This window comes from Mangrovibacterium marinum (assembly GCF_003046625.1).
Lineage (GTDB): Bacteria > Bacteroidota > Bacteroidia > Bacteroidales > Prolixibacteraceae > Mangrovibacterium > Mangrovibacterium marinum.
Window position 1 is genome coordinate 308,667 of the sequence record NZ_QAAD01000001.1, and the last position, 24,512, is coordinate 333,178.

At 48.7% G+C, this 24,512-nt stretch carries 19 protein-coding genes; 10 read left to right on the forward strand and 9 right to left on the reverse strand.

The window, feature by feature from the left end; genetic code table 11:
* Window positions 1-168 precede the first annotated feature (168 nt).
* On the forward strand, window positions 169-1,260 hold the full coding sequence (locus tag C8N47_RS01235) for a mannose-1-phosphate guanylyltransferase (protein ID WP_107820693.1): 1,092 nt from the start codon (window positions 169-171) through the stop codon (window positions 1,258-1,260).
* A 244-nt stretch (window positions 1,261-1,504) separates the two neighbouring features.
* Here C8N47_RS01235 and C8N47_RS01240 read toward each other — a convergent pair whose 3' ends face one another.
* Window positions 1,505-2,845: a serine hydrolase domain-containing protein gene (locus tag C8N47_RS01240; protein WP_107820694.1), complete on the reverse strand. Its 1,341-nt coding sequence runs from the start codon at window positions 2,843-2,845 to the stop codon at window positions 1,505-1,507.
* A gap of 145 nt (window positions 2,846-2,990) precedes the next feature.
* Window positions 2,991-5,183 carry a S46 family peptidase gene (locus C8N47_RS01245; RefSeq protein WP_107820695.1) on the reverse strand — a complete coding sequence of 731 codons (2,193 nt, stop codon included), beginning with the start codon at window positions 5,181-5,183 and terminating at the stop codon, window positions 2,991-2,993.
* Between the two features lie 281 nt (window positions 5,184-5,464).
* Between C8N47_RS01245 and gltX the strand changes: the two genes are divergently transcribed.
* Window positions 5,465-6,985, forward strand: a complete 1,521-nt coding sequence (gene gltX, locus C8N47_RS01250) for a glutamate--tRNA ligase (RefSeq protein ID WP_107820696.1) — start codon at window positions 5,465-5,467, stop codon at window positions 6,983-6,985.
* A 92-nt stretch (window positions 6,986-7,077) separates the two neighbouring features.
* Here gltX and C8N47_RS01255 read toward each other — a convergent pair whose 3' ends face one another.
* Window positions 7,078-7,782 carry a hypothetical protein gene (locus C8N47_RS01255; RefSeq protein ID WP_107820697.1) on the reverse strand — a complete coding sequence of 235 codons (705 nt, stop codon included), beginning with the start codon at window positions 7,780-7,782 and terminating at the stop codon, window positions 7,078-7,080.
* Between the two features lie 48 nt (window positions 7,783-7,830).
* Between C8N47_RS01255 and C8N47_RS01260 the strand changes: the two genes are divergently transcribed.
* Both C8N47_RS01260 and dgt read left to right on the forward strand, forming a co-directional pair.
* The gene (locus C8N47_RS01260) at window positions 7,831-8,544 is read left to right on the forward strand and encodes a M48 family metallopeptidase (protein WP_107820698.1); all 714 of its coding nucleotides are present in this window, start codon (window positions 7,831-7,833) and stop codon (window positions 8,542-8,544) included.
* A complete protein-coding gene (gene dgt, locus C8N47_RS01265) occupies window positions 8,528-9,904 on the forward strand; it encodes a dGTP triphosphohydrolase (protein ID WP_245915646.1) in 1,377 nt (458 codons plus the stop codon). Before C8N47_RS01260 ends, dgt begins: the two co-directional genes overlap by 17 nt.
* Before the next feature lie 135 nt (window positions 9,905-10,039).
* On the opposite strand, the gene C8N47_RS01270 is transcribed toward dgt, so the two are convergent.
* Complete coding sequence (locus C8N47_RS01270) at window positions 10,040-10,696, reverse strand: coiled-coil domain-containing protein (RefSeq protein ID WP_107820699.1); 657 nt, start codon at window positions 10,694-10,696, stop codon at window positions 10,040-10,042.
* 208 nt (window positions 10,697-10,904) lie between these two features.
* Here C8N47_RS01270 and C8N47_RS01275 point away from each other — a divergent pair, with 208 nt between their 5' ends.
* Together C8N47_RS01275 and C8N47_RS01285 are read left to right on the forward strand one after the other, a co-directional pair.
* Window positions 10,905-12,062, forward strand: coding sequence for a carboxypeptidase-like regulatory domain-containing protein (locus C8N47_RS01275; RefSeq protein WP_107820700.1), 1,158 nt, complete (start codon window positions 10,905-10,907; stop codon window positions 12,060-12,062).
* A gap of 527 nt (window positions 12,063-12,589) precedes the next feature.
* Window positions 12,590-12,865, forward strand: coding sequence for an AAA family ATPase (locus C8N47_RS01285; protein ID WP_107820702.1), 276 nt, complete (start codon window positions 12,590-12,592; stop codon window positions 12,863-12,865).
* Between the two features lie 272 nt (window positions 12,866-13,137).
* Here C8N47_RS01285 and hcp read toward each other — a convergent pair whose 3' ends face one another.
* Window positions 13,138-14,790 (reverse strand): hydroxylamine reductase, encoded by a 1,653-nt coding sequence (gene hcp, locus C8N47_RS01290; RefSeq protein WP_211315998.1) that lies wholly within the window; start codon window positions 14,788-14,790, stop codon window positions 13,138-13,140.
* A 140-nt stretch (window positions 14,791-14,930) separates the two neighbouring features.
* On the reverse strand, window positions 14,931-15,815 hold the full coding sequence (locus C8N47_RS01295) for an ATP-binding protein (protein ID WP_107820703.1): 885 nt from the start codon (window positions 15,813-15,815) through the stop codon (window positions 14,931-14,933).
* A gap of 131 nt (window positions 15,816-15,946) precedes the next feature.
* Between C8N47_RS01295 and C8N47_RS01300 the strand changes: the two genes are divergently transcribed.
* The 3 genes from C8N47_RS01300 (at window position 15,947) to C8N47_RS01310 (ending at window position 18,835) form a co-directional block, all read left to right on the forward strand.
* Entirely contained in the window at window positions 15,947-16,621 is a 675-nt protein-coding gene (locus C8N47_RS01300) for a Crp/Fnr family transcriptional regulator (RefSeq protein ID WP_107820704.1), read from the forward strand.
* A gap of 70 nt (window positions 16,622-16,691) precedes the next feature.
* The gene (gene pgeF / locus C8N47_RS01305) at window positions 16,692-17,462 is read left to right on the forward strand and encodes a peptidoglycan editing factor PgeF (protein WP_107820705.1); all 771 of its coding nucleotides are present in this window, start codon (window positions 16,692-16,694) and stop codon (window positions 17,460-17,462) included.
* A gap of 95 nt (window positions 17,463-17,557) precedes the next feature.
* On the forward strand, window positions 17,558-18,835 hold the full coding sequence (locus C8N47_RS01310) for an OmpP1/FadL family transporter (protein WP_107820706.1): 1,278 nt from the start codon (window positions 17,558-17,560) through the stop codon (window positions 18,833-18,835).
* 433 nt (window positions 18,836-19,268) lie between these two features.
* Here the strand turns inward: C8N47_RS01310 and C8N47_RS18965 are convergent, their stop codons facing one another.
* Window positions 19,269-19,400, reverse strand: a complete 132-nt coding sequence (locus C8N47_RS18965; protein ID WP_281257067.1) for a hypothetical protein — start codon at window positions 19,398-19,400, stop codon at window positions 19,269-19,271.
* Between the two features lie 40 nt (window positions 19,401-19,440).
* Window positions 19,441-20,901, reverse strand: a complete 1,461-nt coding sequence (locus tag C8N47_RS01315; protein WP_107820707.1) for a TrkH family potassium uptake protein — start codon at window positions 20,899-20,901, stop codon at window positions 19,441-19,443.
* Window positions 20,902-21,348: 447 nt separating this feature from the next.
* Here C8N47_RS01315 and C8N47_RS01320 point away from each other — a divergent pair, with 447 nt between their 5' ends.
* On the forward strand, window positions 21,349-22,596 hold the full coding sequence (locus C8N47_RS01320; RefSeq protein WP_107820708.1) for an aspartate kinase: 1,248 nt from the start codon (window positions 21,349-21,351) through the stop codon (window positions 22,594-22,596).
* A 259-nt stretch (window positions 22,597-22,855) separates the two neighbouring features.
* Here C8N47_RS01320 and C8N47_RS01325 read toward each other — a convergent pair whose 3' ends face one another.
* Window positions 22,856-24,511 carry a carbamoyltransferase C-terminal domain-containing protein gene (locus C8N47_RS01325; RefSeq protein ID WP_107820709.1) on the reverse strand — a complete coding sequence of 552 codons (1,656 nt, stop codon included), beginning with the start codon at window positions 24,509-24,511 and terminating at the stop codon, window positions 22,856-22,858.
* Between the last annotated feature and the right edge of the window lies 1 nt (window position 24,512).

A 24,512-nucleotide genomic window follows, 5' to 3' on the forward strand; every position in this document is an offset into this window, starting at 1 on the left:
GGGTAGTTTTGTTATCCTGCTAAAGGTACAAATTATCCCCCAACATCGACCTTTTTCCTGCTTTGGGCTGCTGTACAAGAACTGCAAACATTCGAATTTCCCGGAAAAGACCCCCAAATCCTTCGGGAAATCGATATCTTTGATCTGAATTTTACAAATCACTTGCCAATGAAAAATACGTATTGTGTGATTATGGCCGGAGGCGTTGGAAGTCGATTTTGGCCCTTGAGCAAAACGTCGATGCCGAAACAATTTCTGGACATACTCGGAACCGGACGAACCTTCATTCAAATGACCTTCGATCGGTTTAAGAAAATTTGCCCGATTGAAAATTTCATGATTGTCACCAATGTTGAATATCGTAATCTGGTACGGCAACAGTTGCCGGAACTTGGTGAAGATCAAATCTTACTGGAGCCGCTACGCCGCAATACCGCACCCTGTATTGCCTACGCAACAAACCGCATCAAAGCCATCAATCCCAATGCAACCATTGTGGTTAGCCCGGCTGATCATCTGATTTTAAATGTTGAAGAATTTCTGTTTCAGCTAAAAACAGGGATTGAATTTGCCGGGAAGAACAAAGCCCTGCTGACCTTGGGGATCCCTCCGAGCCGCCCGGAGACCGGTTTTGGCTATATTCAAATTGAAAATAAAATTGAAAACGACAATACCGACCACCTCTACAAGGTGAAAACCTTCACCGAAAAGCCAAGTTTGGAAATGGCCCGAATATTTATCGACAGCGGAGAGTTTTACTGGAACTCGGGGATTTTTATCTGGTCAGTCGATGCAATCAGCGAAGCTTACGCCGCCTATCTGCCCGACATGTACGAGCGTTTCTTTACAAAAGGTGAAGATAAGTATGGCACCAGCAGCGAAGTGTTCTTCATCAACAAAGCCTACTCCGAATGCCAAAACACCTCGGTTGACTACGCCATTATGGAGAAAGCCGACAATGTTTATGTACTGTGTGCCGAGTTTGGATGGAGCGATGTGGGCACCTGGGGAGCCCTGTATGCCCAGCAACCCAAAAACGAGGATAACAATGTTGTGCAGGGCGAAAACGTGTTTATGTACGATACCCAAAACAGCATTGTGAATGTTACCGAAGATAAAATTACCGTTTTACAAGGATTGGATGACTATATTGTGGTTGAAACAGACGACATCCTGCTGGTTTGCCAGAAAGAAAAAGAACAGCAGATCCGGCATTTTGTGAACGACGTAAAACTACAAAAGGGTAACAAGTTTGCCTGATTTTTGACAACCCATACAGCTGCTGCCCGATCCTCATCCGGGCAGCTTTTCGGAGAAAGTCCGATTAACAACAGGACTCTAAACCGCCGGTTCTCCAACTGGCTTTGATGCTATTGGAGACGACAACCCGTTAACCAAAAAATCCCAACTTTCATCCCTGCCGGAGATTCTGAGTTTCTTTCTGAAGAGTAGGCAAATCGGAAACACGATGTGACAAGTCGATAAGCTGAACTACTCACTCCGATCAATCCAGACTCGCCAGAATCTCCTTCAACATCCGGTTGGTATCGAACTCCCCTTTTTTCGAATAACCCGTTCTGACGACGATCAACGATTTTGAAGGTATAATAAAGATGAACTGCCCATCGTGCCCTTTGCACATATAGGTGTCGGCCGGGGCATCGGGCTGATCACCACTGTTATTAAGCCAAAAGAAAGCGCCGTATTTCCCGTTGGAGCCGGCAGCTGGCGTTGTCGTGTATTTTACCCAATCCTCGGGAAGAATCTGCTCCCCCTGCCAGTTGCCGTTGTTCAAATACAGAAGCGCATAGCGGGCATAGTCGCGCATGGTGGCATACAGATACGACGAGCCCACAAAAGTTCCCGAGGCATCCAGCTCGAAAATAGCACTGCGCATACCTATCTTATTGAAAAGTTGCTCACGCGGGAAGGCCCAGTAATCCCGATCGGAAGCAAAGCTCTGGCGCAATCCCAAACAGGCAATATTGGTTGTTCCCGACGAATAGTACCAAACCGAATCGGGCGGGTAAAGGGCGTCCCGCTCCAGGGCATAAGCGCCCATATCGCCTTGCTCGTGCAGCATTACCGTCACATCCGACAAATTTCCGTAATCCTCATTCCACTCAAGTCCCGAATTCATCTGCATCAGATTATTCATCGTTATGCGCCGTGGTGTGCCCACCTTCCATCGCTCAAAGGATAGCGGCTGGTGAATGTCCATAGCTCCCCGCCTTACCTGAATACCAATCAGGGTATTGGTCAGGCTTTTGGCCATCGACCAGCTCAGAAAGCGTGTGTCGGCGGTAAAATCGTTGCGGTAAACCTCGGCAACCGGCTGCCCTTTGTAAACAACCATCAGCGCAAAAGTGCCTTTAAAGGGGATGCTGTCCGACATGACCTTCGCTAGGGCCCGGTTCAGCTTTTGCAGGTCTATGCCCGCAGGGATGCTATCGGCCATCCGATCGCCCGTGGGCCAGGCAATGGTATCCGGATTTTCAGGAAGCACCACCACTTTCGGATACGGCCGGCTTCGTATTTCTTCTTCGGTATAATCAGCAACAAGCGTACACCCAAAACCATCCAAATAAACGGCCTCCGACTTTCCCCAAAGAAAACGGGAAGTCACTTTTTTTTGCTCAAAATCGACTTCGTTGCGGGTATATTTGATGACCGAAAAGTTCAAGTCCTCAGTTTGTAACGACTCCTGGCTCCGCCCGGCAACAAACACACCGGAAGCCAGATTTTTAGCTGCATAACCGGTAATTACCGGCATCAACTTATTCAGATAGAAGCCCCCTAAGATCAGAACAAAAAGGACAACAAACAGGAGAATTCGTTTCTTCATAGAAATCGGGAGTTGATTTACATTGACTAAATATACCGTTATTTAGAGGAAAGTGATGGCTTGAACCAACGAAAAAAAAATCAGCCAAAAAGAAAGGTTGCCTCTATGCAGAAGCAACCTTTCGGTCAATTATTCAACTTTCAATTTAGTTGGCAGAAGTAGCCATCTCTTTTTCCACTTTTTTACCTGTCTTTACGAGGGTCATTTCGTCGATCAGATTTTGTGCACCGGCAAATTTGTCGATGGTCCAAAGTACGAAGCGAATATCCACACAGATACACTTTTGCAATTCGGGTTCAAAAGCGAGATCGCCGCTCATGGCTTCCCAGTTACCGTCGAAAGCGAGGCCAATCAACTGCCCTTTTCCATTAATCACCGGGCTACCCGAGTTACCACCTGTAATGTCGTTATTGGTTGTGAAACAAGTAATCAGCTGACCATTCTCATCGGCATAATCGCCAAAGTCGTTGGCATAATACAGCTCTTTCAAACGCGCCGGCACATCAAATTCATCATCTCCGGGGATTTCCTTTTCGATATAACCTTTCAGTGTGGTGTAATAATCGTAGCGAACGCCATCGCGGGGCACATAATCACCCACGGTTCCGTAAGTTAAGCGCATGGTACTGTTGGCGTCGGGGTAAAATTTACGGTCTTTCTGCATTTCCATCAGCGCAGCCACAAACAAGCGGCGTCCTTTATGCAAATCGTCTGATGATTTATTCACCAGTTCACCCAACATGGTTGCATGGCGGAAGATCCCCTCTGCAAGCTGATAAGCCGGATCTTTATCCAGTGTCTTCAAGTTTGGTTTTTCCAGGAACGCTTCCAGTTTTTGCTTGTCGGCCAAAATGGTTCTTTTGAATACATCGCCCATAAAATCAGCGGCATTTCCCTTATATTTCTTATCCAGATCGGCGATAAACGAAGGATAGAAAACCGGATCAACATGCGCTTTAAACACATCAATTAAGGCTGCCGCCACTTTCTCGTCGGTCGCCGCGTCGTAATCCTTGAAGTATTCATCCAGGCGCGATTGAATACGCAGCACATTGGCATCGATGCGATCCTGGCTGGCTCCCGATTTCAGGGCTTCGTACAGGCCTTTCATCCCCATGGCAAAGGAGAAAATCTCCGGTCCGCGGAACATGGTTTCCATCAGATATTCCGAAGCAATATCGTCGCGCTGTTCTTTGTAGGCCCCTTCAATCAGGCTTAAAGCTTCGCCATATTTTTCTTTTCGTTCGTCGCTTTCAGCAATCCAGTTGGTCAGCTCGGCTTCAAGCGCCTTTTTCTTTTCAACCACATGCAAGGCTTCCAGACCTTTATTTTGACCGATACTGTATTTGTAATAGTTTGAGCTACGCGCATATTTCGATGCATACTGAATATTCGCTTTTTGACTGCTGCTCATGTATTCTTTCAGGATCGCCAACTTTACCGAACGAGCGTTAATGCGAACCGGGTTGGTCACATTCATGGTATATTCAACACCGAAAGACGATTTATAGCGGTTAGTGCGGCCCGGATAGCCCATCACCATGGCAAAGTCGCCATCGCTGATCCCATCCAGCGAGACTGGCAGGAAGTGTTTGGGCTCGTAAGGCACATTATCTTCCGAGTAATCGGCAGGTTTTCCATCGGGGCTGCAGTACACCCGGAAGATGGAAAAGTCGCCGGTATGGCGGGGCCACATCCAGTTGTCGGTGTCGCCACCAAATTTACCGATTGATGCCGGCGGTGCCCCCACCAAACGCACATCGCGGAAGGTTTCGTAAACAAACAGGAAATATTGATTCCCCTCCAAAAGCGATTGCACACGGGCTTCATAATCATTCTCGGCGGTAGCCTCTTTCTGGATCTCGAAAGATGCTTTCTGGATGATCTCATTTCTTTCGTCCGTAGTCATTTCAGCAGTTACACCGTCCAGCACGCGCTGGGTAACATCTTCAACACGCACCAGGAAGGAAACGGTTTTCCCGGGGTTTGGCAGTTCCTGATCCATCGATTTAGCCCAGAAGCCATCTTTCAGGTAATCGTGTTCAACCGAGCTGTGCGCCTGTATTTCGCCAAATCCGCAGTGGTGATTGGTCAGCAACAAACCTTTGGGCGATACCAGTTCGGCGGTACATGAACCATGATCCAGGGCCACCACGGCATCTTTCAGGCTCGAGTTGTTGATATTATAAATATCATCGGCACTCAGTTCGCATCCCATTTTTTGCATATCAACAATGTTCAGCTTCTGAACCAATGCCGGCAGCCACATCCCCTCATCAGCGTGCGCAGTCACCTGTAAAAGGACCAGAGCAACTGCTGCAAGAAATAATCTCTTCATTCTATTTGTTTAATTTTTAAGTGTCTAAAAGACGTCAAAGTTAATGTTAATTGGCAATAAAACAGACCTCGAACATGCAGCACTGTTTCCAAATCACCTGATAAATCAGTACAGCTATTTGAAAATCATTACAGAGCCAACAAAGCAATTGTGGCTTTTAGCTCAAAAAACAAGCCTTTAGCGTGCGGTCGTCGAAGTTAAAAATCAGTCTGCTATGAGTTTTCAAGAAAAACTTTTGACCGGTTTAAAAATCCCTATCTTTGCGGCAAAATTTTAAAATCATGGAAGCTAAAGTAAGGGTACGTTTTGCACCTAGTCCAACCGGACCATTACACATGGGCGGTGTTCGCACAGCCTTGTTCAATTATTTATTTGCCAAAAAGTTAGGCGGTGACTTTCTGCTTCGCATCGAGGATACCGACCAAACCCGCTATGTTCCCGGTGCCGAGGAATACATCATCGAGTCGTTGAAATGGTGTGGCCTGGTACCCGACGAAGGGCTGGGCTTTGGAGGCGAATACGGCCCCTACCGCCAAAGTGAGCGCAAAGCAATTTACCGCCAATATGCCGACCAACTGGTGGAGAGTGGTCATGCTTACTATGCCTTCGATACGCCTGACGAACTGGACGTATTGCGCAAGGAAGCTGAAGAAAACAAAACTGTTTTCTCGTACGACCTGCATACGCGTAACAAGCTTAACAACTCGCTGACTTTGCCGGCCGAAGAGGTGCAGCAAAAAATTGCCAACGGCGATGCCTGGGTCATTCGTTTTAAGATGCCCGAGAATGTGGATGTGATTGAAAAAGACCTGATACGCGGCGAGGTGAAATTCAACACCAACCAGTTAGACGATAAAGTACTGTTTAAAGCCGATGGCATGCCAACCTATCACCTGGCCAACGTGGTAGACGACCATCTAATGAAGATCTCACACGTCATTCGCGGCGAAGAGTGGTTGCCCTCGATGCCCTTGCACGTGTTATTATACCAGGCATTGGGCTGGAGCGAACGCCCGCAATTTGCGCACCTGCCCCTGATTTTAAAACCAACCGGTAAAGGTAAACTCAGCAAGCGCGATGGCGACAAAATGGGTTTCCCGGTGTTCCCCCTGTTGTGGAAAGACCCCAAAAGCGGTGAGCTTTCGCGCGGTTACCGCGAGGATGGCTACTTCCCCGAAGCCTTTGTGAACCTGCTGGCTTTGCTGGGCTGGAACGCCGGAACCGAGCAGGAATTCTTCAGCATGGATGAGTTAATTGAAAACTTCAGCCTGGAGCGCGTGGTTAAATCGGGTGCCCGCTTCGACCCGGAGAAAGCCAAATGGTTCAACCGCCATTACTTACAGCAAAAATCGGATGAAGAACTTGCGGAGCTGTTCAAACCAATTTTGGCCGAAAAAGAAGTTGTTGCTGATGATGCCAAAGTGATTCGCGTGGTTGCCATGATCAAAGAACGCTGCGAATTTGCACACGACTTGTGGGAACAAGGCAGCTACTTCTTCGAAGCACCAACAAGCTACGATGAAAAAACCATCAAGAAAAAATGGAAAGCTGAAACTCCGGACATGCTGCGCGAAATTGTGGCCATGTTGAAGACGATTGAAAACTGGGAAGCCGGCGCCGTGAAAGAACAATTCTCGGCTTTCATGAACGAAAAAGGCTGGGGCTTTGGTGTTGTCATGGCTCCAATTCGTTTAACCCTGGTTGGTAGCGCTCAGGGAGTTGACTTATTTGACATCTTTGAGCTGATTGGTCAGGATGAAACCATCAGCCGCATTGAAAAGGCCATTGAGACCATTCAATAGAACGCTGCAATCTTAAAGTATAAAAACAAAAGATGCCAGTCGCATTGCGTGACTGACATCTTTTTTTTTACACTATGTCAACAAATAAACAACTATTTCATTTTTTCGAGATACAGCTGGCGCAAGGCTTCCAAATAATCGAGCGTTAGCTTGTTGGAGTAAATCCGGACAAACTCGTGCAACTGCCCTTTGTGCATAAAAGCACCAACTGCCGCGTCGAACTTACTTTCTTCCCAATTGTACTTCACCCGGTTCGACAAGGCATTAAAATCATCCCAGTTCAGCTCCTTGGGCAGCTCAATGTACGCGTGATTCTCTTCTTTATTATCCAGGTAAATTCCTTCAGCCAAAGGCGTCAGGTTGAAAAACTTCACCACCTTAATTTGTGCAACACCTTCAAATCCCCGTTTGGTCTTCATCATGAAATGGATGCCGTGACTGTTGTAGGCATTTTGCAAATCGCCAATCAAATCGTAACGATTCAGGTGGCGAATACGAAGCACATTATACGAGGTATCAACAAAGTTTACAAAGCCCTTGCCGGCATCGAACTTCTCGTTGAAATCCTTTTCAACTTTTTGTGTTGCCCGAATCATATCGATCAGAGGATATTGTTGCTGTAGGGCCAGGTACATATATACCGGATTGGTGCCGAAAGGTGTTTCGTGATAATAGCCCGGAAAAGGCTCAAGAGCCTCAAACACCAGGGTGCCGGTTTGCACCTTATCGTCAATCGTCAACAGGGTTTCCTGCTTTCTGATTGTTCCGAAAACTTCAATTGCATTTGTTGATTCCATATCTCAAATTTTACGGGATTGCTTATCTTCGTCAGCAGATATCCAATCATGACAGCTGACAAGTACTTTCATCTCGAACCCATTGGCCAGGTTCACCTTTTTAAGAACGCCCGCTCCCGCCGCATCCGACTACGGGTAAAAGCCGACGGGAAGGTTCAGGTATCGATGCCTACGATGGCCTCGGAACAAAAGGCGCTCGACTTTGTCAAATCCAAAGTAGACTGGATACTAAAACAACAACAAGATATTAAAGCTGGTTTAACTATCTTCAGTCCGACGAGCTGTTTTAAAACAAAGTTTCACGAATTAAAAATAATTCCTGTTGAACGCAATCGGGTTTCGGGCGTGGTTGGCAAGGGTATTATACAGATTAATATTCCGGAAAACCACGACCACGAACAAGCCGAAATTCAACAATTTATACGAAACGCGCTGGTACAGGTTATGCGCCACGAAAGCAAGGTTTACCTTCCGGCACGAACGGCCGAGCTAGCCAGGTTACATAAATTTGACTTTGAAAATGTGTTTGTAAAACATGTAAAAAGTCGCTGGGGAAGTTGCTCATCGAGCAATAACATCAACCTGAATATCCATTTAATGCGCTTGCCCGAGCGACTGATCGACTATGTGATCCTGCACGAGCTGGCACATACGGTAGAGAAAAACCACGGGCCCGGCTTCTGGAATTTGCTCGAGAAGGTATGCCCGGGAGCCCGCAAACTGGATAAAGAACTGAATTTATTTCATGTCGATATCTATTGAAATCGACCCAAACCAACCGATGATGATGAACTGGAACAAACTGATATCGACCCGCCGACTGGGATCGCTGCCTCCAACCGATGAGCATGAGAAGTATAACCGCACGCAGTTTCAGCGCGATTACGACCGGATTATCTTCTCCTCCCCTTTTCGGCGGATGCAAAATAAAACCCAGGTTTTTCCGCTGCCGGGAAGCATTTTTGTGCACAACCGCCTGACCCACTCGCTGGAGGTGGCCAGCGTGGGCCGTACCTTGGGAAGTATACTGGGTGAAACGCTTGCCCGCCAGGGCGAAGACCATCCGCTGATTTACGAGCTGGGAGCCGTAGTATCGGCCGGCTGCTTGGCACACGACATGGGTAATCCGCCTTTTGGCCATGCCGGCGAGGAAGCCATTTCGAACTACTTCACCAACGGAAACGGGCGCGATCTGAAAGGACTACTGACCGAGGCAGAGTGGAGCGATTTTACCTTCTTCGACGGGAATGCCAATGCCCTGCGCCTGTTGGGGCACCAGTTTCGGGGACGGCGCGACGGCGGCTTTGCCCTCACCTACACCACCTTGTCATCGTTCGTGAAATACCCCTACGAATCGATTGGGGTGAGCAAGCCGAAGTTTGGCTTCTTTCAATCTGAAAAAGAATTATACCAAGGCATCGCGGAAGAGTTGGGGCTGCCACAAACCGGCAACGATCCCCTGAAATTTGTGCGCCACCCGCTGGTTTATTTGGTTGAAGCGGCCGACGATATTTGCTACCAGATTATGGATATGGAAGATGCCCACAAGCTGAAGATTGTTCCCTACGACACAATCATCGGGCTGTTCCGCAACTTTTACGACCCGGTAGCCGATAAAGCCATCTTAGCTAAGATTGAAAAGAACTTTAAAATTGTGACCGACCCCAACGAACAGGTGGCTTACCTGCGGGCTTCGGTGATTAATAAGCTGGTAAAAGAATGTATTGCCGTATACGAGGCCAATATGGAGGCCATCATGCACGGTAGCTTCAACACCGCGCTGATTAAGGAAGTGACGGGTTCGTCGAAAAAGGCCATGGATGTGATTCAGCCGCTGTCGGTGGAGAAGATTTACCACGACCGCTCGGTGGTTGAGATTGAGGTTGCCGGTTACAAGATTCTGGGAACCCTGCTCGACGAGTTTATCCAGGCAGTGTTAAGCCCCACGGCCGGCTTGTCGCGGCGCTTGCTGTCGCTGATGCCCGCGCAGTACCGGGGCGACCATCAAAGCGACTACGAAAAAATTCAATCCGTGATCGACTTTGTATCGGGCATGACGGATTTGTTCGCCCTCGACCTGTACCGCAAAATAAAAGGGATTAATCTGCCGGGAATCGGGTGAGCGCTCCCGTGTCGCCGTCATCCTGAACTCGTCTCCGGATCTTTTACTTGTCCCCACAGATTCTGAAACCAGATCAAAAGAGGAAAGCCACTTCAATTGACTTTCCTCTTTCGATCTGGTGAAGCTTGAACGGGGCTATTTGCCGATTTCACTTTTCAGCAGATTCACATTGTTTTTCAGGCGTTCGATGGTTTCATCTTTCTCCTTCGCCTCCACTTTCAGCTTTTGGATTTCGACCTTGAGCTGCGAAATCTGTTGCATCTGGGCTTCGTAGATTCCGTCTTTTTGTTCCAGCTTTTGGTTCAGGCTTTCCAGGGTCGACTGGTCGCGGTTGTACTTAAATTTCAAATCGCTCAGTTCATTTTTTGTCTGGCTTAGCTCGGTCGACAACTCTTGTCGTTCGGCCTGTAAATCCGCGATGGTTGTTTTATTTTGCTCCGCCTCGTCATTCAAGCGGCGTTTTTCGTAGGCAAAGGCATACATTTTTTCTTCGATGGTCGCATCCTTATCCTGCACATTCGATTGCAGGTCGTTAATCTGCCCGTTCAAATTGATAATGGTTTCATCTTTCTGCGCATTGCTGGCCATCAGTTCTTTTTTCATGGCCTCGAAATCGGCAATCATTTTCGCGATGCGCTGGTCTTTGTCTTCGTTTGCACTGGTTAGCTCCCGCACCCGCTTTTCGGCACGTAATTTGGACGACTCCATGTCGAGGTATTTCTTTTTGGAAACGCATCCGGCCGAAATAACAGCCAGCAGGCTTACTAGGATTAAGATTCTGTTTGTTTTCATGTTTCTAAGAATTTTTCTAAGTTCGGGAACAAATCAACGCCCTGCAAAAGTTCATTTTAGCTTGTTTGTTTTAGTTCGGGTTCAGGCGTTATCGAAAAAAGATTGAACTAAAGTAGGAAAAATACTACAAAATTGAAGCCAAAGCCACGGGAAGCTTTCAGAGCATTTCGAGCTAAAACAAATACATACAACAGAAAACACAAACACCATGAAACAGATCCTTATCCTATTTACACTGCTGCTTGCGCTAGGCAGTCAGGCACAAAACAAGATGCTGAAAGGTCGCATTGTCGACCAGGCCACGCAGGCGGGAATTGCTTACACCAACATTGGCGTTGAAGGGACATTTTACGGAACAGCCAGCGATGCCGACGGCTTTTTCGAGCTGAAAGTTCCGGCTGAGTTTCAAACTCAAACGCTCTTTATATCGGCGGTGGGCTACCAAAATCAAAGCCTGCGGGTAGCCGACTTGCTGCTGAAAGATTTTGCCCGCATTGCCCTGGTTGAGCAAACTTACGATATTGAAGGGATTGACGTGGCTGCCCAATCGCGTGTGCTGTACCGCATAATTCGCACGGCGGCCGAACGGGTGCCTCAAAATTACCACAGCTCCCCGGTGGGGATGACCTTTCACTACCTGGGCAAGACCATGCTCGACGACTCGACGGCCCACATCCGCGAAGCCATTGTTGATGTAACCGATGCCAAGGGCTACAGCCAGCCGGGGGTGAAGGATGCTTACGACAGCCGCAACTACCGTTTCACCCAGGTGAATAAAAACTTCGACTCGTACTCGTTTGGCGCGGACAATGCGGGCTTCGACGAGCTGCTGGAGCAAGACCTGGCGCGCCTGTCGAACACCGTGTTCAGCGAAAAGCTGCTAAACGACTACGACCTGTATTTGGATGGCATCAGCGCTTATCAGGGCGACTCGGTGTGGATAATTTCGTACAAGCCAACCAAGATTGACCTGGCACACACGGGCGACTATTACGCCACCAAGATGGAAGGGAAACTGTATATTCTGAAAAGCAATTATGCCCTGGTGCGCAGCGAGTGTGTGCTGGAAGCCAGCCGCAACAACGCGCAAAACCGCAGCCTGCTTAGCCAAAACAAGGATCAACAGCAGGTTCGCTACCACCTGACCACCTTGTACCAACGCTATGGCGGCAAATACCTGGTGAGCTACCTCGACCAGGATAAGCGCTTTACCAACGCAGCCGGTCAGGAAATCAAGCTGTCGCGCAAGGCAGCCCTGCTCGATTTTGAGCCTTCGCCCCAACTGCTGACCGAGCGGCAGTATTTCGAAAATACCGACTATAACCAGCAATTCTGGAACAGTTTCCACTCGAAAAAAAAATTATAAGCTTGCCCCACTGACCGGGTGGCTAAGAGTCACCCGGTCAGGAATTAGAATCTTATTGGTTTTGTAAAACAGTAAATGAAAAACATTTACATCCTACCAAATAAAGTATAAATCTGTCAAGCTATTTTAGGAAAAGACACCTGAAACGCCCGGTTGCCCTGTCCCCGAGGCAGGTGGGCCCCTCCCCTGAGCCGTTTGACCCCTCCCCTAGCAGTTTGAAGCCTTCCCCGAGCAATCTGAACCATTCCCTGAGCAATTTGACCGTCCCCTGAGCAGTTTGACCGGCTTCACGAGCATGGTTGACCGTCCCCTGAGCAATCTGAAGCCGTCCCCGAGCAGTTTCACCCATCCCCTGAGCAGTTTGACCCGTCCCCAAGCAACCTGAAGCCTTCCCTGAGTAGTTTGACCCTCCCCTGAGCAGTTTGACCCCTCCCTGAGCAGTTTGAGCAGCCCCTGAGCAGTTTGCGAGCCTTCGTTATTGAATACTCCCGTAATATATTTACTTTTTACAATATCTATTTTTCCTTATGCAAAGAAGTAAGCTCAGGCGAACGAACATCAACTTAAGTGGATATAAGTCGATCAATGAAGAAGGGCAAGATATTCCGATTGGCGATATAACCATTTTACTGGGAGCAAACGGGTCCGGGAAAAGTAACCTTATTTCATTCTTCCAGCTGTTGAATTACATGACTACCGGAGCCCTTCAAAAATATATTGGTCAAAGTGGGTATGCCGACTCCTTCTTATATTTTGACTCGAAGAAAACGAACCGAAAAGTTCCTGCAATCCCGGAGGGATGACATTTGGGTAGCTTTGGCATCTCCGCGGGGGAAATTCCGTCCCATACGGGACGGGAGAATCTTCTTATTGACATACATGCTTCGGATCTGCTGTTGTCGTTGTTTTCAAAAGTTGTCGGGTTGTCGTTCCACCTCTAATCAAAACCTATTATTGACCTTGAGCCTTAGCAGCTCTGCGTGGTAGACTTTCACCAAAAAAAGGGGCATCCTCACGGACACCCCATTGCTTGTTATAAACGAATCAACTTGATAGCGTATTATGAACTTCCGGCTTAGGCTTCCTCGAGGAATAATTTCAAATCCTCGTCGACGGTTGTGATACCGGCAATGCCGAAGTTTTCGACCAGTACGCTGGCCACATTGGGCGACAGGAAGGCCGGCAGTGTTGGGCCGAGGTGAATGTTTTTCACACCCAGCGAAAGCAGCGCGAGCAGCACGATAACCGCTTTTTGTTCGTACCAGGCAATGTTGTAGGCGATTGGCAGGTCGTTCACATCGTCCAGGCCGAAGATTTCTTTCAGCTTCAGCGCAACCACCGCCAGCGAGTACGAGTCGTTACATTGTCCGGCATCGATTACGCGAGGGATGCCGCCGATATCGCCCAACGGCAATTTGTTGTAACGGTATTTGGCACATCCGGCCGTCAGAATCACAGTGTCTTTGGGCAGTTTGGCGGCGAACTCTTCGTAGTAGTCGCGGCTCATCATGCGGCCGTCGCAACCAGCCATCACAAAAAACTTGCGGATGGCGCCCGACTTCACAGCCTCAACAATGGGTTCGGCCAGGGCAAACACCTGGTTGTGTGCAAATCCGCCAACGATTTCACCTTCTTCAATCTGCGTAGGAGCCGCACATTTCTTCGCGTGTTCGATGATTGCCGAGAAGTCCTTCATCTCGCCTTCCTTACGATCGGGAATATGAATGGCTCCGGCCAAACCGCTGGCTCCGGTGGTATAGATACGATCTTTGTAAGTTGCCTTTTCCATTGGCGGAACAATACAGTTGGTGGTAAAAAGAATGGGGCCGTTGAACGACTCGAACTCTTCCTTTTGTTTCCACCAGGCGTTTCCGTAGTTGCCCACCAGCTGTTCGTATTTCTTAAATTCCGGGTAGTAGTTGGCCGGCAACATTTCGCTGTGGGTGTACACATCAACACCGGTTCCTTCGGTTTGCTTCAGCAGGTCTTCCATGTCGCGCAGGTCGTGTCCCGAGATCAGGATTGCCGGCTTGTTGCGCACGCCAATGTTTACATTGCTCACTTCGGGGTTACCGTAAGCTGAAGTGTTTGCGGCATCGAGCAGCGCCATCACATCAACCCCGAATTTACCCGTTTCCAGGGTCAGGCCAACCAACTCGTCAACCGACAAATCTTGTGTTGTTTTGGCCAGAGCCTCCATCATAAAGTCGAAGATCTCCTGTTTCTCGTGTTTCAGATTGTAGGCATGCTCGGCATAAGCAGCCAGGCCTTTCAGTCCGTAAATGATCAACTCTTTCAGCGAGCGAACATCTTCGTTGGCTTCGCTCAATACGCCCACTTCCTGCGCTTTGGCTTCAAATTCGTCGCCGGTAACAGCGGTCCAGTGGATGGAATCGTGCTGACCGAGCGGCAAGCCTGCAGCCACCACTTTAGCCTTCAACTCGTCGCGGAATTTCAATGTTTTCTTAATACGGATCACAAAGGCCGTGTGATCGAAATTGGCATTGGTGATGGTGCTGAACAAGCCATCGAACACCACTTTGTTCGCTGCCGGATCGGCCTGACCAACCGACTTCAGTTGGGTATTTAAAATGGATACACCTTTTAGAACGAATAACAAGGTGTCCTGCAAGTTTGCTACATCGCTGCTTTTTCCGCAAACCCCTTTAATGGTACAGCCAATTCCTTTGGCTGCTTCCTGACACTGAAAACAAAACATATTCTCCATAACACTTCTTTTTTAGTTTACATTTTTTTACCTCAACACCGCAGAAAAGCAACATTGCATGGCATTCCGAACTGGTTTCGGAACCTGATGTGCTTCCTTCGAGAGATCCTGAAACGAGTTCAGGATGACGGACCGTTGGCTCACACCCAGTCTTCCGAGACAATTTCGCCCCGAATGCCGATCACGATTTCCTTCACCGGCACTTTGCGGCTGGCTCTTTCGGTTGCCATTTGCACCAGCTGTCCCAGTCCGCCGCAGCAAGGCACTTCCATCATAGCTACCGTGATGGTATTTACTTTCGACTCGTCAATCAGTCGGATTAATTTTTCCAGGTAGATCGATTTCCCGTCATCCAGCTTGGGACAGGCAATCACCAGTTTTTTACCTTTAATAAAGCTGCCGTGGAAATCGCCATGCGCAAAGGCAGTGCAGTCGGCAGCAACCAACAGGTCGGCACCGTTAAAATAGCTGGCTGCGGGGTTAATCAGGTGCATCTGCACCGGCCACTGCTGCAGTTGGCTTTGGCCGCCCGAGGCCGTTTGAGGCGCCATCATGAAGGCTGGTTTGTCGAAGCTCACCGGTGCCGATCCCGGACAGCCACCACCACAACCGCCGCTTTGCGCTTGTCCCTCGGGTTGGCTGTTATGCACCGCAGCCAGGATAGCCGGAACATCCAGCTCCAGCTCATTTTGATGCGCCCGCAGGTAGCCCACTGCTTCCTTCAGAAAACCTGTTTCGTTGTGATCTTTCAGGTGCTTCAGGTGAGCAATCACCGTATTGGCCCCCTTGGCAACCATTTGCTGAATGACCACCGTTTCGTCGTACTCATCGGCTTCCCGCTTTTCAATTTCGAGCGCTCCCTCGGGGCAATGGCCTAAACAAGCGCCCAAACCATCGCACATCAACTCACTGATAAGGCGGGCTTTGCCGTCGATAATTTGCAATGCTCCTTCGTGACAGTTGGGAATACACAAACCGCAACCGTTACACAAATCCTCGTCTATTTTAACTATTTCCCGTATCATTGTTTTTTATTTTTATTCGTCGCCAATACACGTTTTGAAATCAATTCAATGCTTTCCGATCGATTTACACAACAAAAGTAAAGGCGGCCTGTTTGAAAAATTGTATCCAATGTTACAAAAGCCGAATTTCTATGCTAAATTTCGAATTACTAGCCCAATCGCCGGTATTTAGAGGACTCCAGGCCGGGCAACTGGAGCAGATCATGGAGGACATTCACTTTCAGGTTCGCCGTTACCAAAAAGCTGAGCAAATTGTGGATGCCGGTGCTCCCTGTCTGGATTTGATTATTGTGCTGTCGGGCAGTGTGAAAGGAGAAATGGCCGACTACACCGGTAAGACCATCAAGATTGAAGATATTGAAGCGCCCCGCCCGCTGGCTTCGGCCTTCTTGTTTGGGCAAAACAACCGCTTCCCGGTGAATGTGATTGCCAACGAAGAGGTGAGCCTGCTGTATATTTCGCGCCCCGAGTTCCTGAAAATTTTGCAAAAAGATCAGCGCATACTGACCAACTATCTGAATTCGATCTCGTCGCGGGCGCAGTTCCTGTCGGCACGCATTAAGTTTTTATCGTTTAAAACCATCCGCCAGAAAATTGCCCACTACTTGCTCGAGCTGGCCGGCGACCGGCTGGCCGTGGTCGAATTGCCGCTGTCGCAGGCTCAGCTCGCCGAATTTTTCGCCGTAACACGCCCCTCGCTGGCCCGCGCCCTGGGCGAAATGGCCGACGAAAAACTGATTGAAGTGCGACGCCGCACCATCCGCATTGTGGACAAGCAGAAAATGAATGCTTTGCTGCAAAACTAGCCATCGGCAACAGCGGGGCCTCGACATCCGCAAACTGAAAGCCCAACTCTGAACAGAACAACTCATTACGATGAAAGCAATACGCACAAACAACAAGTTATTATATCAATTCGATTCGTTTTCGCCGGCCGAAACGCTGCACTTTACCACCACCAAAGCCGGATGGAGTGGCTCGGGCAACAGCCGGTTTACGGCCAATCCGGAATCGGATCACGACCAATATCGATGCGAACTGGCTGCAAGTTTGTCCCTGAAAAAGGAGCAACTTGTCTTTCCGCAGCAAACCCACAGCGACCATCTGAAGGTGGTCACGGAACCGGCCAATGGCAACGAAATAGCGGACACCGATGCGTTAATCACCAATATACCCGGCTTGTGCATTTGTGTGCAGACAGCCGATTGTGTTCCCATTTTAATTTACGACCCCGTGAATAAGGTGGCGGCTGCCATTCATGCCGGCTGGCGGGGAACTGTCGCACACATTGCCCGGAAAACCCTGCAAATCATGGGTGAGCGTTTTCAGTGTAAACCCGAAAATATGCTCGCCGGAATCGGCCCTTCCATCTCGGCTGCGCACTACCAGGTAGGCCCCGAAGTTGTGGAAGCCGTCAGGAGCAGCTTTTCACGACACGATGAGCTGCTGAGCCCGGAAAACAAGGCAGGCAAGGCTCATCTGGATCTCTGGAAAACCAACCAACTGCTTTTGGAAGATTGCGGCATCCCTGCTTCACAAATCGAGCTGATGAGTTTGTGCAGCTTTCATCATTCGGCCAACTTCTATTCGGCCCGCCGCGATGGTGCTGCCACCGGTCGCATGGCTACTGGCATCATGATCTTATAGTCTTCAACATATCTTGATATTTATCAATCTAATTTGATTGATCCAAATGAAGAACTTTACTATTTTGACTGCAAATCATTAAACCCAATCAAACTATGAAAAATCTATTCACAAAAATTTCACTCGGCATCGTTGCGTGCTGTTTCTCCGTGCTGCCCAGCCAGGCCACCGATGGCTATTTTGGCGTTGGCTACGGAACCATTAATAAGGGGCTGGCGGGTGCCGGTGTTGCCTACTACCAGGGATCGTTAATCAACGGGAACCCGGCGGGCATTGCTTTTCTGGGCAAACGTTATGAAGGCTCGATCGAGTTTTTCAACCCCAACCGGAAGTTTACCGTTACCGGAAACCCATCGGGAGCACAAGGTTCTTTCCCCTTGACGCCGGGAACCGTAGAAAGCGACAGCAAGCTATTTCTGATGCCAACCCTGGGTGCCAACTGGGTGCTGGGCGATCAATCGAGCCTGGCCGTGACCATATTCGGCAACGGCGGAATGAATACCGACTACCCCACCGATGTTTTTTACGACCCGAGCTCGGAAACCACAGGCGTTAATCTGGCCCAGTTATTTGGCAATGTAACTTACGCCTTCAAGATTGCCGATGTACACAGCGTGGGTATCAGCGGGGTGTTTGCCTACCAGTATTTCAAGGCCAAGGGGCTGAGCTCTTTTGCGGGTTTTTCGTCCGATGGCACAAACCTGTCCAATAAGGGGACAGCCAGCAGCACGGGTGTGGGCTTTAAAGTTGGCTATATGGGCAAGATCCTTCCCAATGTTAGCATTGGTGCGATGTTTCAAAGCCGTATTTACATGAGTGAGTTCGACGAATATGCCGGTCTGTTTGCCGAGCAGGGCGATTTTGACATTCCTGCCAGCTGGAGTGCCGGTATCGCGTGGGATGTGACCGATGCCTTTACCGTGATGGCCGATGTAAAGCAAATTTTCTACAGCGACATCCGCGCGATTGGCAACAGCATGATGCCCGCCTTATACAACGCCATGATGGGAGAATCGAACTACACGATGGGCATGAACGCAGGCCCCGGCTTTGGCTGGGAAGACATTACAATTGTAAAACTGGGGGTATCCTGCTCTGCTGTTGAAAACTGGATATTCCGCGCCGGCTACTCCATTGGTGAAAATCCGGTTCCCAAGTCGGAAGTTCTATTCAACATCCTGGCTCCCGGGGTGGTCACCAATCAGCTGGGTCTTGGCTTCAGCCGTAACTTAGACGACAAAGGCAAGCAGCTGCATATTTCGGTCAATTATGCACTGAACAACGATATAACCGGGGCCAACCCGCTGGATCCTGCTCAAAATATTAAGCTGGAAATGAATCAACTGGAAGTTGAATTTGGCTTTTCATTTTAACCAGACGCGGGAAACAAGGATAAGCTCTGCCACCAGGCAGGGCTTTTTTCGTGGAAGTCCCTTCGGGTGATGTCCTGCCTTCGGGTGATGCGGTTGGAAACCGCATCGGGGATGCGTTGAATTGCGATTCAGCTCGAAGCTGGAGCCACGACTCACTCTTTAGCAGACCTGTTGGTGGCCTTAGCCCAAGCCGGACTGTTTTTCTTTTCTACTTTTGCTCAATTCGGAGCTTTTGTCCTACCGGACGGGTTTTACTCTTTGCCTCTTAAGAAACATCACTCTGTTTCTTTTCTTTATAGCATTTTCGAATGTGAACACTTGAAGCAAAGAGTAAACAGAAAGTTCAAGGCTTATTTTTATCTTCAGGTGTCAACTCCTGAAAGCTAAGTTCAACCGGGTGATCTCCTTCTGTCGGCGGAGCTTCCCGGCTTCACTAAGCTTCCAGTTCGCCTCTCACCATCGATAAAAAGTAGGCCGGTCCCGCTCCGAGCGAGCTTCCGTCTTCTCCTAAATGCCTTGTGCTATCTTCCACCACTTTCATCCCTGTTGCAGATTCCTTCGGCATCGTTCGTGTCTTTTGTGAAAGTCGATGATCAGCAAACGCACTAAGTTCGCCAAAACCAATTGGTGAAGAGCGACAACACCGGAAAAATTTCGAGTCGTCCCAGGAGCATCGAAAAGGAAAGCAGGTACTTTGAGCCATCGCTCAGCATCGAGAAGTTGGAGGCTGGCCCTACCAATCCAAATCCGGGGCCTACACCGCCCATGGTGGTCAGGATAGATCCGAAGGATGTTGGCCAACTGTTGCCCAGCAGCATCATCCAGAACGTACCGGCAATAACCACACCGTAGTAGATGATGATAAAGGTAATGACACTGCTAATCTGCGGTGTACTTAAAATCTTGTTATTGTACTTTACATTGAAGACCGCGTTGGGGTGAATAACCCGTCGGATACTTCGTTTGAGATACTGCAAACTAATCACATGGCGAATCACCTTCACCCCGCCACCGGTAGATCCGGCACAAGCGCCAATGAGCATCAGAAAAGCCATCAGGATGATTCCCTGAATGGGCCATACCAGATAATCGGCCGTCGCAAAACCCGTTGCGGTAATCACCGAAACGACCTGAAAAAACGAATCGCGAAAAGCCTTCTCAAAGGTAATTTGCTGGCTGCTATAAAGAATGAAGGTCAGAATCAGGCCTACGCCCAGAATTACCTTCAGGTACAAATGCAGCTCCTGGTTCTTCCACGCCTGCTTATAGCGTCCTTTCAGGGCAAGCACATGCAAGGTGAAGTTAATCCCCGACAGGGCCATAAAGATTGTAATCACATACTGGATGTAGGGCGAATAATCGGTAACACTGGTGTTTTTGGTCGAGAAACCACCGGTTGCAACGGTCGCAAACGAGTGACATATACTGTCGAACAGCGGCATGCCACCAAACATCAACAGAATGGTTTCCAGCACTGTGAACCCGACATAGATCAGCCAGATGTGCTGTGCCACATATTTAATCTTGGTGGTAATTTTTTCCTCAACCACAACCGATGCTTCGGAGCTAAACAGCTGCGAACCGGTAATTTTCAGAAAGGGCATAATGGCAATCACCAGCACTATGATCCCCATTCCTCCGATCCAGTGAGTCAGACTTCTCCAAAACAAGATGCTCTTGGGCAAGGCCTCAATATCGGTCAGGATTGATGAACCGGTTGTCGTAAATCCCGACATCGATTCGAAATAGGCATCCACAAAATGGGGTATTGAACCGGTAACCAGATAGGGAAAACTACCCACCAATGCCAGAATAATCCAGCCCATGGACGCAATTACCAAGCTCTCGCGCACTCCGGGTTCGGCATTGTGCGATTTGCGGGTACTGATGTTCAGCACCGCACCCAGGCCCAGGGTCAGAAAAATGGCCCGGATCAGGTCAGCACTAATGTGCTCTTTATAAATCAGGGAAACGACAAATGCCGGAATCATGAACAGCCCTTCGAACAATATAATGATCGAAATAATGTGGGTAATAACGAGGATATTTATTTTTCGATGCTTCAAAGCGATTTCGAATTATCTGGTAAAAATAAAACAAGCCGTTCAATGTCGCGAACTTGTCCCCAAAAGATTAATAATCATTTATAGTAGTTACACGTTCATTGAACCGAAAAAGCGGCACGAAATTATAAATTACAGCAAGCCATCGTCTGAAATGCGGCATCTTTTTGAAAAACGGGAATTCAAATTAAGAACAAGGTAACATGCCAAATTCCCGCCAGCTCCGATTTTTCGCGAGATCATCGTCCTATTTTCTTGCTCGGCCTGATCCGATAACGTATCTTGTCTGTCGGTGATTATTGGTTGTTCGGAATCCGTTTTCCCGCAAGCTTACCGTACGACCGGAATCACTACATTTGCCGCCAATATTCGGGTCCCCAGAGGTTTCGAAAAATTACACCGGCATTTTTTAACAGTTAATATTTGATTCCACAAAAAATAAATGAGTTTATGAAAGTCTTTAAATTCGGAGGCGCCTCCGTCAGTTCTGCTCCGGCAATCAAAAATGTAACATCGATCCTGCAAATGTACCCCGGCAAAAAGGTGATGGTCATTTCGGCCATGGGCAGCACAACCAATGAGCTGGAAACTTTGGTTCGCAGCTATTACAAAAAAGATCCGAAGACCGGGCAGATCCTGCAACGGATTAAAGGCTATCACGAACAGATTATTGAGGAACTGCAGATCGATGCCGACAGGCTTACTCAGGTCCGTCAGCTACTGGCATCGCTCGGGGAGCGCCTGCAACGCATGCCGTCCCTGCATTTCGACTATGAATACGATCAGCTGGTGTGCTATGGCGAGCTGCTCTCTACAGCCATCGTGTCGGCTTATCTCAATCAGAACGGACTGCCCAACAAGTGGGTCGATGTTCGCGACAGCCTGCGCACCGACGAAACGTACCGCGAAGCCATCGTCGACTGGAAATGGTCGAGCATGCTAGTTAATAACAACTTCGCCTTCAACGGCGTGGATCTTTGCGTTACCCAGGGCTTTATTGGTTCGACAACCACCAATCAAACCACCACACTCGGGCGCGAAGGTTCCGACTTCACCGCAGCCATTTTAGCCAACCTGCTGAATGCCGAAAGTGTCACCATCTGGAAGAATGTGCCGGGCGTGCTAAATGCCGACCCCAACGACTTTACCGATACTGAAAAGCTGGAAGTGCTCTCCTATAAGGAAGCCATTGAGCTTTCCTACTCGGGAGCTAAAGTTATCCACCCGAAGACGATTAAGCCACTGCGCAATAAAAACATTCCGCTATATGTGCGTCCATTCGACTTTCCCGATCAGGCAGGAACGGTCATCCGCGAAATTGATCATCAGCTGGATTTGGTGCCCGTGTATATTCTGAAGAAAAAACAGGCCCTGATTACCTTATCACCCGAGGATTTCTCGTTCATCAGTATTGATGTGCTCTCGGAGGTGTTCAGCTTTTTCAAGGCCAACCGGATTAAAGTGAACCTGATTCAGCAATCGGCAATCGATCTGTCGCTATGTGTTGACGAGCCCGAGGTGGGCCTGGAATCCTTGGTTATGGAGCTGCGCAAACAATTTGACGTGCGTTACAACACCGGACTGGTGCTGGCCACCATTCGTTTTTACAACGAACAGTCGCTGGCCCGTATCGCCGATGGCCGCGAGGTACTGATGGAGCAAAAGAGCCGCCGTACCGTCCGTATGGTGCTGAAGTAATACCGAAAAGTTTCAAGCTATAAAAACGGAAAATCCCGGTTCTTAAAGGGAAAAGTGAACCGGGATTTTGCTAAATTATATTAGATATAAGAGATAACAATTTTTCAGCATTTTTGTCGAACTCAAACTGAAAAATCCTTCGCCTAGTACTCGTGGATTTACTGCAAAAAAGGATCGTGTGAAAATCAATTTCCGAATAAATCCCCTCTCTTATTCACACTGCCAAATTACGACATAAATATCTGATATCCAAAACAACTTATCGAGAGGTTTTCAACAGTTTTCCGTTAATAACAAGCGCCGCTATTCCCATCTTTCGGGCAGCTGCCATGGCATCTTTTTCGTTGTGCACCATCGGCTCGCCCTTTGCATTAAACGAGGTGTTAATCAAGGCTTTAATCTTGAACTTTTCATCCAGAAGCATCAATAAATCCCAAAGGAAAGGATTTTGAGCTCGATTAAAAATGGTTTGTATCCGTGCTGTTCCGTCGATATGAACAGCCCCGATTAGCTCTTTTTGCTTGTCGGGGAGGATGGCAAAATCGAGCAACATATAGCGACTAAGCGCATTTATTTTCGACTTTCCGGTAAAATAACGCGCATTGCGTTCGAGCATCACAGGCGCCAACGGACGATACCACTCGCGTCCCTTGCAGTCCATGCTCAGCTTTTTTGCCAAGGCCTTACTATCGGCCAAGGCCAGCAGACTACGGTTTCCCAGCGCCCGTGGTCCGGCTTCACCATAGCCATTGCAAAGCCCCACAATTTTTCCGGCCTGCAACAGTTCGGCCTGCTGCTCAAGCTGCTCAGCATCGGGCTCAACCGCTTCGGCCTCCAGTCCCCAGTTGTTCAAATAAGGGCTGTGTTCTTTCAGCTCGCCATGCTTTTGCCATTCCACAAAGGCAGCAGCGCCAAGTGCCAGTCCCGAATCCTCGCAGCAAGGCGGGATATGCACCCGATCGAAGATCCGCTCTTCAACCAGCCGGGTATTCGCCACAATATTCAGGGCACAGCCCCCGCTGTAATACAGGTTTGTACAAAGTGTTTCGCGCTGTAAACGGCGAAAGATCTGTACCATTTCGCGCACAAAAAGCTCGTGCAGCGTTGCCATACAGTCCAGGATGAAGGGATGCCGCTGATCGAACGAGCGCAAGTCGATCTTCCAATGTTCCTTCACCTCGCGGAAGAAAGCGGACTTCTTACCCCAGATATTCTCGAAAAAAGAGTGCTCGCGTAACCAGGCTTCCAGTTCGTAACGATACGCACCATGTCCGGCAAGGCCCATAAATTTGCCAGGAACACTATTCTGTTCATTCAGCCTGGCGCCAATCACCGAAAACACCAATGCATTGGCGTTAAAAATTGCGCTTAGATATTTATAGTCCCAATGCGCCGAAAGCTTAACCAGCTTGCGGTTTCGAAAGAGCCAGGCCGAAAAATTACTCTGGCTGGCACCACCATCAAAATGAACCAGCAAACTGTTGGGCTTGAAGTTCCCATAGAAGGGCAAACAGGTGAAGATATGTGCCAACTCATGGTTCAGCACCCAGGCTTTCTGCTCCCGTCCAAACCACCAGCAACGCCCCTTCTCTTTATCGGCTTCCAGCAAGCGGTTCAAGGGAGCTTCGAAGCGTACGTTCCCCTGCCGGTTAATAAACGAGCGGCCCACAACATTATCCACAAAAACCAGATCAAAATCTTCAGCCAGCAACTTCTTCTCGCGTAACAATTCATCCAGCTTCAGGTGGAGCCGGTTGTCGCGTTTACGGCCTGTTACGCGTTCCAACTGCATAAAGTCGCGCACCTGCCCGTTTTGCATGATACACAAATTATGATCGTGCACATAAAAAGGGTGTTCGTATTCATCGCGATCCTGAATGCCGTAAATCGCTAATGTGGGTTTATTCCGATCCATC

What these genes read in the sequence shown, in the direction of transcription:
- C8N47_RS01285 (WP_107820702.1), top strand. Translation starts at nt 12,590, where the DNA reads ATGCAAAGAAGTAAGCTCAGGCGAACGAACATCAACTTAAGTGGATAT.
- C8N47_RS01300 (WP_107820704.1), top strand. Translation starts at nt 15,947, where the DNA reads ATGCTAAATTTCGAATTACTAGCCCAATCGCCGGTATTTAGAGGACTC.
- dgt (WP_245915646.1), top strand. Translation starts at nt 8,528, where the DNA reads ATGTCGATATCTATTGAAATCGACCCAAACCAACCGATGATGATGAAC.
- hcp (WP_211315998.1), bottom strand. Translation starts at nt 14,790, where the DNA reads ATGGAGAATATGTTTTGTTTTCAGTGTCAGGAAGCAGCCAAAGGAATT.
- C8N47_RS01240 (WP_107820694.1), bottom strand. Translation starts at nt 2,845, where the DNA reads ATGAAGAAACGAATTCTCCTGTTTGTTGTCCTTTTTGTTCTGATCTTA.
- C8N47_RS01325 (WP_107820709.1), bottom strand. Translation starts at nt 24,511, where the DNA reads ATGGATCGGAATAAACCCACATTAGCGATTTACGGCATTCAGGATCGC.
- C8N47_RS01235 (WP_107820693.1), top strand. Translation starts at nt 169, where the DNA reads ATGAAAAATACGTATTGTGTGATTATGGCCGGAGGCGTTGGAAGTCGA.
- C8N47_RS18965 (WP_281257067.1), bottom strand. Translation starts at nt 19,400, where the DNA reads ATGCCGAAGGAATCTGCAACAGGGATGAAAGTGGTGGAAGATAGCACA.
- C8N47_RS01295 (WP_107820703.1), bottom strand. Translation starts at nt 15,815, where the DNA reads ATGATACGGGAAATAGTTAAAATAGACGAGGATTTGTGTAACGGTTGC.
- C8N47_RS01255 (WP_107820697.1), bottom strand. Translation starts at nt 7,782, where the DNA reads ATGGAATCAACAAATGCAATTGAAGTTTTCGGAACAATCAGAAAGCAG.
- C8N47_RS01310 (WP_107820706.1), top strand. Translation starts at nt 17,558, where the DNA reads ATGAAAAATCTATTCACAAAAATTTCACTCGGCATCGTTGCGTGCTGT.
- C8N47_RS01260 (WP_107820698.1), top strand. Translation starts at nt 7,831, where the DNA reads ATGACAGCTGACAAGTACTTTCATCTCGAACCCATTGGCCAGGTTCAC.
- gltX (WP_107820696.1), top strand. Translation starts at nt 5,465, where the DNA reads ATGGAAGCTAAAGTAAGGGTACGTTTTGCACCTAGTCCAACCGGACCA.
- C8N47_RS01270 (WP_107820699.1), bottom strand. Translation starts at nt 10,696, where the DNA reads ATGAAAACAAACAGAATCTTAATCCTAGTAAGCCTGCTGGCTGTTATT.
- C8N47_RS01275 (WP_107820700.1), top strand. Translation starts at nt 10,905, where the DNA reads ATGAAACAGATCCTTATCCTATTTACACTGCTGCTTGCGCTAGGCAGT.
- C8N47_RS01320 (WP_107820708.1), top strand. Translation starts at nt 21,349, where the DNA reads ATGAAAGTCTTTAAATTCGGAGGCGCCTCCGTCAGTTCTGCTCCGGCA.
- pgeF (WP_107820705.1), top strand. Translation starts at nt 16,692, where the DNA reads ATGAAAGCAATACGCACAAACAACAAGTTATTATATCAATTCGATTCG.
- C8N47_RS01245 (WP_107820695.1), bottom strand. Translation starts at nt 5,183, where the DNA reads ATGAAGAGATTATTTCTTGCAGCAGTTGCTCTGGTCCTTTTACAGGTG.